Source organism: Mesorhizobium sp. M7A.F.Ca.CA.004.06.1.1 (assembly GCF_003999135.1).
Classification (GTDB): domain Bacteria; phylum Pseudomonadota; class Alphaproteobacteria; order Rhizobiales; family Rhizobiaceae; genus Mesorhizobium.
Window position 1 is genome coordinate 1 of sequence record NZ_RZPQ01000107.1, and the last position, 11,428, is coordinate 11,428.

Sequence of the window (11,428 nt, forward strand, 5' to 3'; positions counted from 1 at the left end):
GAACATGTCGAGAGCGCCGACGGGATCGTGCTCGACATCGGCGTGTCCTCTATGCAGCTCGACCAGGCGGAGCGCGGGTTTTCGTTCCGCGCCGACGGGCCGCTCGACATGCGCATGGCGCAATCGGGCCTTAGCGCCGCCGACGTCGTCAATTCCTTCAAGCCGGGCGATCTTGCCCGCATCTTCGGCTTCCTCGGCGAGGAGCGTCATGCCGGGCGCATCGCCCGCATGATCGAGGCTCGCCGTGAAAAGCGCCCGTTCGAGCGCACGCTGGAACTGGCCGACGCCATCGAGACGCATATCGGCCGTGCGCCGAAGGACAAGATCCATCCGGCTACGCGCGTGTTCCAGGCGCTGCGCATCTTCGTCAATGACGAGCTTGGCGAACTGGCCAAGGCCCTGTTCGCGGCCGAGCGCACGCTGAAGCCGGGCGGACGGCTCGCCGTGGTCACCTTCCATTCGCTGGAAGACCGCATCGTCAAGCGTTTCATCGCCGACCGGGCCGATGTCGCGACCGGCTCGCGGCATTTGCCCGAGGCGCATGCCCGCACCGCGACGTTCCGCAAGGCGGGTGGCGGCGTGACTGCCGGCGACGCCGAGGTGGCGGCCAATCCGCGCGCCCGTTCGGCTAGGCTGCGCGCGGCAATCCGCACGGATGCGCCAGCGCGCAGCAGCGATTTTTCGATTTTCGGCCTTCCAAAGCTTCCCGGCCCAACACTTCCTGGCACAGGCCGGCCGGGGGAGAGGTAGCTAAGTGTTTCGTACCAGCGACATTGTCCTGATCGCCGTCATGGTTGCGGTCGCGGCCCTTACCTACAAGGCCAAGCGCGAGGCCGAGGAACAATTGGCCGCGGTGCAGAAGATCCATGCGCAGATACGCTATGAGGAGGACACGATCGACCTGCTCAAGGCCGACTGGAGCCTGCTTACCCAGCCGTCGCGGCTGCAGAAGCTCGCCGAACTCTACAAGTCGCAGCTCGAACTCGAGCCGGTCAGCGCTCGCCAGATCGGCGGCATCGGCGACCTGCCGGCCAAATCCCTTGACATCCAGGACATCCTGTCGGGACGCCAGGGCGGCATGGCCGACAATTCCGACCAAGCGCCTTCGGACAGTAAGGATCCCGTCGTGACCGGAGGCATCGCCCAATGATCGGCAAACTGCTGAAGCGTCGCGCCAGGACGAGTGAAGATGGATCGATCGTGGTCGAGGGCGCCCGCAAGGCGACCGGCGGCAAGGGCAGGACGCGCATCGTCATGACCATGGCGGTGTTCTTCGGTATCTTCTCGACCATATCAGGGCGGCTGGTCTACCTCGGCTTCCAGACCCCCGACATGTCGGGCGGTCCGCAGAGCCGGGTGACGGCATCGCGGCCCGACATCGTCGACCGCAACGGCGAAGTGCTGGCCACGGATATCAAGACAGCGTCGCTGTTTGCAGAACCACGCCGGATTGTCGACGCCGACGAGGCGATCGAGAAGCTGTCGACGGTGCTTCCGGACATCGACTATGAGCAGACCTACCACAAGCTGAAGAGCGGCGCCGGTTTCGTCTGGCTGCAGCGGCAGCTGACGCCCAAGCAACAGTCCGACATCATGCAACTCGGCATTCCCGGTTTCGGCTTCCGTACCGAAAAGCGCCGCTTCTATCCGAGCGGCGAGACCTCGTCCTACATTGTCGGCCTCACCAACATCGACAACCAGGGCATCTCCGGAATGGAGAAATATGTCGACGAGCAAGGCTTGAGCGACCTGCAGGCATCGGGCCTTGCCATTGCCAAGGATCTCAAGCCGGTAAAGCTTTCGATCGATCTGCGCGTGCAGCATGTGGTGCGCGACGAGATCGCCGCCGGCCTGGAGCGCTATCGTGCCATGGGCGCCGGCGCCGTCGTGCTCAACGTCAAGACCGGCGAAGTGGTGGCCATGGCCTCGGTGCCGGATTTCGATCCGAACAATCCCTACAATGCACAGGACAAGGACCGGCTGAATCGCATGTCGGCGGGCCTCTACGAGATGGGCTCGACCTTCAAGAGCTTCACCTCAGCCATGGCGCTCGATTCCGGCAAGGCGACGATGGCGAGCCGCTTCGATGCTTCGCATCCAATCCGCGTCGGCCATCAGGCCATTCACGATTTCCACGGCAAGAACCGTGTGCTGTCGTTGCCGGAGGTGTTCCTCTATTCGTCCAACATCGGGTCGGCCAGGGAAGCCGAGATGGTCGGCATCGAGGGCCATCGCGAATTCCTGCATCGCCTTGGCCTTCTGGACAGGATGCAGACCGAATTGCCGGAGACTGCCCGTCCGACTGAACCGAAGGTCTGGAAACAGGTCAATTCATTCACCATCGCCTTCGGCCATGGCGTGTCGACGACGCCGCTGCAAGCGGCTGTGGGCTGCGCGGCGTTGATGAATGGCGGCTTCCTGATGAACCCTACCTTTTTGGTGCGCACGCAGGCGGAAGCGATGGCCACCGCCAAGAAAGTGGTGAGCGAAAAGACCGTCGAAGGCATGCGCTACCTCTATTCGCTCAATGCCGAGAAGGGCTCTGCCCGAAACGCCAGAGTCCCCGGCTACCGCGTTGGTGGCAAGACCGGAACGGCCGAGAAGGTCGTCAATGGCCGCTACTCCAAGGACTTGAATTTCAACACTTTCGTCGCCGCCTTCCCGATGGACGATCCGCAGTATCTGGTGTTTACCATTGCCGATGCCCCGCACCCGGAAAAGCCTGGCATGACGGATGTCGCGGCCGCAAATGCGGGGGTCATGGCCGGCAATATCATCAGGCGTTCAGCTGCCATGCTTGGCGTGAAGCCAGATTTCAGCCATGAAAATGGTGCAACGCTGGTTTCCTATCAGTGATTCTTAGGGCGCGCCGGCAACAGCGCGCTATTTTGTTGCGGTGAACGGGACTCGATGAAGCTCAGAGATCTAGCCGGTATCCTGCCCGTCGAGGGAATAGCTTCCGTCGATCTGGAGGTTACAGGGATTTCTTCGGATTCCCGTCAGGTAAAAGCGGGTGTTGTCTTCTTTGCGCTCGCGGGAACCAAGGCCGACGGTGCCGTTTATGCCGCCGACGCCGCCGCGCGCGGTGCGGCCGCGATCGTAGCGGGCAAGGGCAGCACCATTGCCGGGCTGTCGGTCCCGGTATTGGCAGTCGACGATCCGCGCCTGGCGTTGGCGCTGAGTGCGGCCCGCTATTTCGGCAAGCAGCCTGAGATAATGGTCGCGGTGACCGGCACCAGCGGCAAGACTTCGGTCGCGGCTTTCACCAGGCAGATCTGGGAGCAGTCCGGTTATGCCGCCGCTTCGATCGGCACCACTGGCGTGGTGGCGCCTGGGCGCAACGACTATGGCTCGCTGACGACACCCGATCCGGTCGCCCTGCATCAATTGCTGCGGGAATTGGCGGATGCCGGCGTTACCCACGCTTCGATGGAGGCTTCCAGCCATGGGCTCGACCAGCGCCGTCTGGACGGTGTGAAGCTGGCGGCCGGCGGCTTCACCAATCTCGGCCGCGATCATATGGACTATCATCCGACCATCGAGGACTATCACCGCGCCAAACTGCGTCTGTTCGATGCGCTGCTGCCGAAAGGCGCACCGGCCGTCATCTTCGCCGACGATCCATGGTCGGCACCGACGATTCAGGCGGCGCGGGCCGCCGGGCTCGAAGTGCTGACGGTCGGCCGCCATGGCGATTTCCTCAGGCTGAAGCGGGTCGAGCACGAGCGCCACCGCCAGCGGGCCGAGGTCGAGGCCGATGGCGTGCTCTACGAGATCGACCTGCCGCTGGCCGGTGATTTCCAGATTTCGAATGCGCTGGTTTCGGCGGGTCTTGCCATTTCCACGGGAACACCTGTAGCCAAGGCATTGTTGGCGTTGGAGAAATTGAAGGGCGCCCCGGGCCGGCTCGACCTCGTCGGCACCACCGGCAATGGCGCGCCGGTCTATGTCGATTATGCCCACAAGCCCGACGCGCTGGAAAACGTGCTGTCCTCGGTGCGCCCATTCACCACCGGCCGCGTCATCGTCGTGTTCGGCTGCGGCGGCGACCGCGACCGCGGCAAGCGACCGATCATGGGCGAGATTGCAACGCGGCTTGCAGATGTCGTCATCGTCACCGACGACAATCCGCGCTCCGAAGTGCCGAAAACGATCCGCGCCGCTATTTTGGCCGCCGCCCCCGGTGCCATCGAGATCGGCGACCGGCGCCAGGCGATCCACGAGGCGGTTGCCATGCTGCATGCCGGCGACACGCTGATCGTGGCCGGCAAGGGGCACGAGGAAGGCCAGACGATCGGCTCCGAGACCTTGCATTTCTCCGATCACGAGGAAGTTCGCGCGGCACTTACGGAGCGTGCCGCATGAGCTTGCTGTGGACCTGCGAGGCGCTGGTTGCCGCCATGGACGGGCGGCCGTTGGGGCCGATGCCGGAAGGCATTTCCGGCATTTCGATCGACAGCCGCAGCCTGCAGCCGGGCGACGCCTTCTTCGCCATCAAGGGCGAGGCGATGGACGGCCATGACTTCGCCACCGCCGCCATCAAGGCCGGCGCCGGCGTGCTGGTGGTGGCCGAAGGCAAGCTGCCGTCGCTCGGCCGGCTGACGGCGCCGATCATCGTCGTCGAGGACGTGCTGGTCGCACTGGAAAAGCTTGGAATTGCGTCGCGCGCCCGCTCGAGCGCGAAAATCATCGCTGTGACCGGTTCGGCCGGCAAGACCACGACCAAGGAAGCGCTGCGCCATGTGCTGCAAGCCGTCGGCAAGGTGCACGCCTCGGCGCAGTCCTTCAACAATCACTGGGGCGTGCCGCTGACCTTGGCGCGCATGCCTGATGATTGCGACTATGCCGTATTCGAGATCGGCATGAACCATCCCGACGAAATCCGGCCGCTGGTAAAAATGGTGAGGCCGCATGTCGCCATCGTCACCATGATCGCGGCGGCGCATCTCGGCTTTTTCCGCAATCTCGACGAGATTGCCAAGGCCAAGGCCGAGATTTTCGAAGGGCTGGAGCCCGAGGGGGCCGCCATCCTCAACCGCGACGATGCGCGCTTCAAGCTGCTCGACAAGATGGCCCATGCCGCCGGTGTCGAGCACGTCTACGGCTTCGGCGAGAATGCGCGCTCTACCTTCAAGCTCACCAAATGCGAACTGCATGCGGATCATTCCGACATCATCGCCAGGATCGGCGGCCACGAAGTGGCGGCGCGGATCGGCGCGCCCGGCCGCCATATGGTGCAGAACGTGCTGGCGGTGCTGGGTGCTGCGCATCTGGTCGGCGCCGATCTCGACAAGGTGGCTTCAGCACTGGCCGATCTCTCTGCCGAACGCGGGCGCGGCAAGCGCCATGTGCTGCGCCATCCCGGTGGCTCGACTTCGAGCCACCCAGGTGGCTCGACTTCGAGCTACCCAGGTGGACTGATCACGCTGATCGACGAAAGCTACAACGCCAATCCGGCATCGATGGCTGCTGCCATGGCATTGCTCAACGCGACGCCTGTGACGGGCGAGGGCCGCCGCATCGCCGTGCTCGGCGACATGCTCGAACTTGGCGACCATTCGGCCAAGCTGCATGCAGCCCTTGCCGACCTCATCGTCGGCACGGGCACGCGGACCGTCTTTCTCGGCGGCCCGGAAATGCGGGCGCTGGCAGAAGCGCTGCCGGCTGAGATCAAGACGGAATACCGCGCCGGTGTCGAGGAGTTGAAGCCGGTGCTGCTTGCCGCGCTCAAGCCGGGCGACGTGGTGATGATCAAATCGTCGAAGGGCATCGGCTTTGCAAAACTGGTCGATGCGCTGCTGGGCAAATTCCCGGCTGAATCGACAGCCAGAAAACAGACCTAGGTCGGGGGACGAAAAGCGCATGTTTACACTGCTCGTCGATTTTGCGGACAAGGTCTCGGTCTTCAATGTCTTCCGCTACATCACCTTCCGCACCGGCGGGGCGCTGATCACGTCGGCGCTGATCGTCTTCATCTTCGGGCCGACCATCATCAATTCGCTGCGGCTGCGGCAAGGCAAGGGCCAGCCGATCCGCGCCGACGGACCGCAGACGCATTTCAAGAAGGCCGGCACGCCGACCATGGGCGGACTGATGATCCTGTCGGGCATCATCGGCTCGTCGCTTTTGTGGGCCAACCTGTCGAGCATCTATGTCTGGGTGGTGCTGCTGGTGACGCTGGGCTTCGGCTCGATCGGCTTCTACGACGACTATCTGAAGGTGACGAAACAGTCACATCTCGGCTTTTCCGGCAAGGCAAGGCTGGCGCTTGAATTCGTTATCGCCGGCATCGCCGCCTGGGTGATCATGCACAATGGCCAGGCGCCGTTCTCTTCGTCGCTGACGTTTCCCTTCGCCAAGGAATTCATCGTCAATCTCGGCTGGTTCTTCATTCCGTTCTCCTGCTTCGTCATCGTCGGAGCAGGCAATGCTGTGAACCTCACCGACGGTCTGGACGGGCTGGCGATCGTGCCGATCATGATCGCGGCGGCCTCCTTCGGCGTCATCGCCTATCTCTCCGGCAACGCCGTGTTCGCCGAATATCTGCAGATCCATTTCGTGCCCGGCACCGGTGAACTGGCGGTCGTGCTCGGCGCTGTCATCGGCGCTGGCCTCGGCTTCCTCTGGTTCAACGCGCCGCCTGCGGCGATCTTCATGGGCGATACCGGCTCGCTGGCCATGGGTGGCCTGATCGGCACCGTCGCGGTCGCCACCAAGCACGAGATCGTGCTGGTCATCGTCGGCGGATTGTTCGTCGTGGAAATCCTGTCAGTCATCATCCAGGTCGGCTACTTCAAGATGACCGGCAAGCGGGTGTTCCTGATGGCGCCGATCCACCATCATTTCGAAAAGCTAGGCTGGACCGAAAGCCAGGTGGTGATCCGCTTCTGGATCATCGCCGTCATCCTGGCGCTGGTCGGCCTGTCGACCCTCAAGCTGAGATAGGAAGCCCTTTGATCCCCGCCGCATCCTTTTCAGGCAAGCGCGTTTCCCTCTTCGGGCTCGGTGGCTCGGGGATTGCGACGGCGCGCGCGCTGATCGAGGGCGGCGCGGACGTGCTGGCCTGGGACGACAATCCCGAAAGCGTTGCCAAGGCCGCCGTTGCCGGTATCGCGACCGCTGATTTGCGCGGCGCCGACTGGGCGAAATTCTCGGCTTTCGTGCTGTCGCCGGGCGTCCCGCTGACGCATCCCAAGCCGCATTGGACGGTGGAGCTGGCGCGCGGTTCAGGCGTCGAGATCATCGGCGACGTCGAGCTTTTCTGCCGCGAGCGGATGCTGAGCGCGCCGACGTCGCCCTTCATCGCCATCACCGGCACCAACGGCAAGTCGACGACGACCGCGCTGACCGCGCATATCCTGAAAGCCGCGGGACGCGACACCCAGATGGGCGGCAATATCGGCCGCGCGGTGATGACGCTCGATCCGCCCGAGCCCGATCGGCACTATGTGGTCGAATGCTCGTCTTACCAGATCGACCTCGCGCCCTCGATCAATCCGACGGCGGGCATCCTGCTTAACCTGACGCCCGATCATCTCGACCGCCACGGCACCATGCAGCACTACGCCGCGATCAAGGAGCGGCTGGTGGCCGGCAGCGAGACGGCGATCGTCGGCATCGACGATTCCTGGTGCGCGCAGATCGCCGAGCGGCTGGAGCGGGCGGGGCGGCATGTCACCCGCATTTCCAAGCGCCTGCCACTGACGGACGGCTATTTCGCCGATGGCACCAATCTGATGGAAGCGGTGCACGGCCGTTACAGCCGCGTCGCCTTCCTCGAAGGCATCGGCTCGCTGCGCGGCCAGCACAATGCCCAGAACGCGCTGGCGGCGGTCGCCGCTTGCCTCAAGGTCGGACTGGAGCTTGGCGAAATCCAGTCGGGGCTGGAAAGCTTTCCCGGCCTCGCTCACCGCATGGAGCAGGTCGGCCGCAAGGACCATGTGCTGTTCATCAACGATTCCAAGGCGACCAATGCCGATGCGGCAGCACCCGCGCTATCCAGCTTTACGCGCATCTACTGGATCGCCGGCGGCCTGCCCAAGGAAGGCGGCATCGAGCCGTTGCGCGGCTTCTTTCCGCGCATCGCCAAGGCCTATCTGATTGGCGAGGCGGCGCCGGCCTTTTCGGCGACGCTGGGCGAGGCAGTTCCCTACGAGATCTCAGGCACGCTGGCCGCCGCGGTCGAGCACGCCGCGCATGATGCCGCTAAGGACGACAGCGGCGAGGCGGTGGTGCTGCTGTCGCCGGCCTGCGCCAGTTTCGACCAGTTCAAGAATTTCGAAGTCCGCGGCGAAGCCTTCAGGCAAGCTGCGAATGCTATCGAGGGTGTGAAACCCATCGGAGGGGCACGATAATGCAAAGCCGTCTCGACAAAAGCCCGGTGGCAACCTGGTGGTGGACGATCGATCGCTGGTTCCTGGCGGCGTTCCTGTCGCTGATGGGGCTCGGCATCGTCTTGTCCTTCGCCGCCAGTCCGGCGGTGGCCGAACGCATCGGCCTCGACAGTTTCCACTTTGCCACCAGGCAGATCATCTTCACCGTGCCGGCGCTCGGTGTGATGCTGGCAGTCTCCTTCCTCGATTCCAGGCAGATCCGGCGCATGGCGCTGGTCATCCTGTGCCTGATGCTGGTGCTGATGGTGGCGGTGCTCTACATCGGCGTCGAGGTGAAGGGTGCGCGCCGCTGGGTGTCGCTTGCCGGCCTGTCGATCCAGCCGTCGGAATTCCTGAAGCCGGCCTTCGTCATCATGTGCGCGTGGCTTTTCGCCGAGCACAAGCGCCAGCCCGATATTCCGGGCAATCTGTTTGCCATGCTGCTGCTGGTGCTGGTCGTATCGCTGCTGGTGGCGCAACCGGACCTCGGCCAGACCATGCTGACGACCGGCACCTGGGGCATCATGTTCTTTATGGCCGGGCTGCCCTGGCTGTGGATCGTCGCGCTGGGTGCGGCCGGCGTCGGCGGCGTCTTTGCCGCCTATACGGTGTTCCCGCACGTTGCCCTGCGCATCGACAAGTTCCTCACCGGCGAGGGCGACACGTTCCAGGTCGACATGGGGCGCGAAGCGCTGATCAATGGCGGCTGGTTCGGAGTCGGACCGGGCGAGGGCACCGTCAAGCGCGTCATCCCCGACAGCCATGCCGACTTCGTCTTCTCGGTTGCCGGCGAAGAGTTCGGGCTGATCATGTGCTTCTTCATCATGTCGATCTTCGCCTTCATCGTTCTGCGCGGCCTCAACACGGCGCTGAAGGAGCATGACGATTTCACCCGCTATGCGGTCGGCGGCCTCGTCACCGTGTTCGGCCTGCAGGCTGTCATCAACATGTGCGTCAACCTCCAGCTTGTGCCGGCCAAGGGCATGACGCTGCCGTTCATCTCCTATGGCGGCTCCTCGCAGATCGCCATCGCCATCTCGATGGGCATGGTGCTGGCGCTGACACGCAAGCGGCCGGAAAAGCGCAAGCAGGTGGGCTTTGGCCTGTCGCAACGCGCCGTGCCGGCGGAGTGATATGGCCAGAGGCGTCATCCTTCTCGCGGCAGGCGGCACCGGTGGGCATCTTTTCCCGGCCGAGGCGCTGGCGCATGAGTTGAACGAGCGCGGCTGGTCGGTGCATCTGGCGACCGACGACCGTGCCGAGCGTTTCGCCGGCCATTTTCCGGCCGCCGCCGTCCACCCGATCCAGTCGGCGACGATGGGCTCGAAAAATCCTTTTGCCCTGCTTGGCGCCTTCTGGAAGATCTGGCGCGGCGTGCGCCAGGCTTCTGCCGTCATTGGCAGAATCAAGCCGGATGCCGTCGTCGGCTTTGGCGGTTATCCGACCTTGCCGCCGCTCTACGCGGCGACACGGCGCAAGGTGCCGACGCTGATCCATGAGCAGAACGCGGTGATGGGGCGCGCCAATCGGGCGCTGGCCGGCCGTGTCGACGCCATCGCCGGCGGCTTCCTGCCGCAGGACACCAGTGCTGCCGGGGTCAAGACGGTGACGACAGGCAATCCGGTCAGGCCGGCCGTGCTGGAAGCGGCCAGGACGAATTATGCGGCATCGACCGGGGAACAGCCGTTCCGCCTGCTGGTGTTCGGCGGCAGCCAGGGCGCCCAGTTCTTTTCCGATGCCGTGCCGGGCGCCATCGCGCTGCTTTCCGACGCCCAGCGCAAGCGGCTGGTGATCACCCAACAAGCGCGCGCGGATGACGTGGCGCGGGTCAAAGCGGCCTATGCCGCGCTTGGCGTCGCCGTCGAGGTCTCGCCCTTCTTCACCGACATGGCGGCACGCATGGCGGCCGCTCATCTGGTGATCTCGCGTTCCGGCGCCTCGACCGTCTCGGAGATCGCCGTCATCGGCCGGCCGGCGTTGCTGGTGCCTTACCCCTATGCGCTCGATCACGACCAGGCGGCGAACGCGGCGGCCCTTGCCGCTGCCGGCGGCGGCGAAGTGCATCCGCAATCCTCGCTCTCGTCCGAACGCATCGCAGCGCTCATCGGCGAGCTGATGGAAGACCCCGATCGGCTGACGGCGATGGCGGCGGGTGCGAAATCGGCCGGGAGGCCGGACGCGGCACGGTTGCTCGCTGATCTTACAGAGGCTATTGCGTCCAAAAAAACCGTTTCGGATTTCAGGAAGGGGACGCAAGCATGAAGATGCCGCAGACCATCGGCCTTGTGCATTTCATCGGCATTGGCGGCATCGGCATGAGCGGCATTGCCGAAGTGCTGCACAATCTCGGCTACAAGGTGCAAGGGTCCGACCAGGCCGAAAGCGCCAATGTGCAGCGGCTGCGCGACAAGGGCATCGAATGCTTCGTCGGCCATAGGGCCGAAAATCTCGGTGATGCCGAGGTGGTGGTCGTCTCGACGGCGATCAAGAAATCCAATCCAGAGCTAAAGGCCGCGCGCGAAAAGCTGCTGCCGATCGTGCGCCGGGCCGAAATGCTGGCCGAACTGATGCGCTTTCGCCAGGCGGTGGCGATCGGCGGCACGCATGGCAAGACAACGACGACCTCGATGGTGGCGACCTTGCTCGATGCCGGCGGGCTCGATCCGACCGTCATCAATGGCGGCATCATCAATGCCTATGGCACCAACGCGCGCATGGGCGACGGCGAATGGATGGTGGTCGAGGCCGACGAAAGCGACGGCACTTTCCTGAAACTGCCGGCCGAGATCGCGGTCGTCACCAACATCGATCCCGAGCATCTCGATCACTATGGCAGCTTCGACAAGGTGCGCGAGGCGTTCCGCCAGTTCGTCGAGAACGTGCCGTTCTATGGTTTTGGCGTGATGTGCACCGATCACCCCGAGGTGCAGGCACTGGTCAGCCGCATCGAGGACCGCCGGGTCATCACCTATGGCGAGAATGCGCAGGCCGACGTGCGCTTTACCAATCACCGCATGGCAGGCGCCATTTCGGAATTCGACGTGGTGATCCGCGAC

At 64.1% G+C, this 11,428-nt stretch carries 10 protein-coding genes; all 10 read left to right on the forward strand.

Features of this window, described 5'->3' with window-relative positions:
• Window positions 1-750 (forward strand): 16S rRNA (cytosine(1402)-N(4))-methyltransferase RsmH (gene rsmH, locus EN906_RS09540; RefSeq protein ID WP_127375150.1); only part of this gene is annotated, 750 nt, incomplete at its 5' end.
• A 4-nt stretch (window positions 751-754) separates the two neighbouring features.
• Window positions 755-1,150 (forward strand): hypothetical protein, encoded by a 396-nt coding sequence (locus EN906_RS09545; protein WP_127271473.1) that lies wholly within the window; start codon window positions 755-757, stop codon window positions 1,148-1,150.
• Window positions 1,147-2,856 (forward strand): penicillin-binding protein 2, encoded by a 1,710-nt coding sequence (locus EN906_RS09550; protein WP_027034944.1) that lies wholly within the window; start codon window positions 1,147-1,149, stop codon window positions 2,854-2,856. Before EN906_RS09545 ends, EN906_RS09550 begins: the two co-directional genes overlap by 4 nt.
• Before the next feature lie 54 nt (window positions 2,857-2,910).
• Complete coding sequence (locus EN906_RS09555) at window positions 2,911-4,365, forward strand: UDP-N-acetylmuramoyl-L-alanyl-D-glutamate--2,6-diaminopimelate ligase (RefSeq protein WP_127269410.1); 1,455 nt, start codon at window positions 2,911-2,913, stop codon at window positions 4,363-4,365.
• Window positions 4,362-5,843, forward strand: coding sequence for a UDP-N-acetylmuramoylalanyl-D-glutamyl-2,6-diaminopimelate--D-alanyl-D-alanine ligase (locus tag EN906_RS09560; protein WP_127269411.1), 1,482 nt, complete (start codon window positions 4,362-4,364; stop codon window positions 5,841-5,843). The genes EN906_RS09555 and EN906_RS09560 overlap by 4 nt, the downstream gene beginning before the upstream one ends.
• A gap of 19 nt (window positions 5,844-5,862) precedes the next feature.
• The gene (gene mraY, locus EN906_RS09565) at window positions 5,863-6,945 is read left to right on the forward strand and encodes a phospho-N-acetylmuramoyl-pentapeptide-transferase (protein WP_013530954.1); all 1,083 of its coding nucleotides are present in this window, start codon (window positions 5,863-5,865) and stop codon (window positions 6,943-6,945) included.
• A gap of 8 nt (window positions 6,946-6,953) precedes the next feature.
• Complete coding sequence (gene murD, locus EN906_RS09570) at window positions 6,954-8,354, forward strand: UDP-N-acetylmuramoyl-L-alanine--D-glutamate ligase (protein ID WP_127270938.1); 1,401 nt, start codon at window positions 6,954-6,956, stop codon at window positions 8,352-8,354.
• Window positions 8,354-9,505 (forward strand): putative lipid II flippase FtsW, encoded by a 1,152-nt coding sequence (ftsW, locus tag EN906_RS09575; RefSeq protein WP_127270939.1) that lies wholly within the window; start codon window positions 8,354-8,356, stop codon window positions 9,503-9,505. Before murD ends, ftsW begins: the two co-directional genes overlap by 1 nt.
• 1 nt (window position 9,506) lies before the next feature.
• On the forward strand, window positions 9,507-10,634 hold the full coding sequence (gene murG, locus EN906_RS09580; protein ID WP_127269282.1) for an undecaprenyldiphospho-muramoylpentapeptide beta-N-acetylglucosaminyltransferase: 1,128 nt from the start codon (window positions 9,507-9,509) through the stop codon (window positions 10,632-10,634).
• On the forward strand, window positions 10,631-11,428 hold a 798-nt coding region (locus EN906_RS09585; RefSeq protein WP_245484216.1), incomplete at its 3' end, for a Mur ligase domain-containing protein. The genes murG and EN906_RS09585, both read left to right, overlap by 4 nt.